We start from the raw sequence: 238 nt of genomic DNA, 5'->3' as shown, positions 1-238 counted from the left end.
ACTTGGCCAGCTTCACGGCCTGGGCAAGGCCGTGAAGCTGGCCAAGTGGACCGTTCTGTTCGTCCTCGCCAACCAGGCGGGCGTCCTGGTGGTCACCCAGCTCGCGACCGCCGCCGGTCATGCCTCGGGCCGGGACGGCACCGGGATCATGGCCTACTCCAACGCCCAGCTCATCTGGGGCATGCCGCAGGCGATCATCACCGTCTCCGTCATGGCGGCCCTGCTGCCGCGCATCTCC

1 protein-coding gene is annotated in these 238 nt (G+C 68.9%); it reads left to right on the top strand.

Features of this window, described 5'->3' with window-relative positions:
• On the top strand, nt 1–238 hold a 238-nt coding region (locus J0695_RS36450; RefSeq protein ID WP_277990081.1), incomplete at both ends, for a lipid II flippase MurJ.

The organism is Streptomyces beijiangensis, from assembly GCF_017315755.1.
In the GTDB taxonomy this organism is placed as follows: Bacteria; Actinomycetota; Actinomycetes; order Streptomycetales; family Streptomycetaceae; genus Streptomyces; species Streptomyces beijiangensis.
This window is presented reverse-complemented; position numbering and strand designations above follow the sequence as displayed.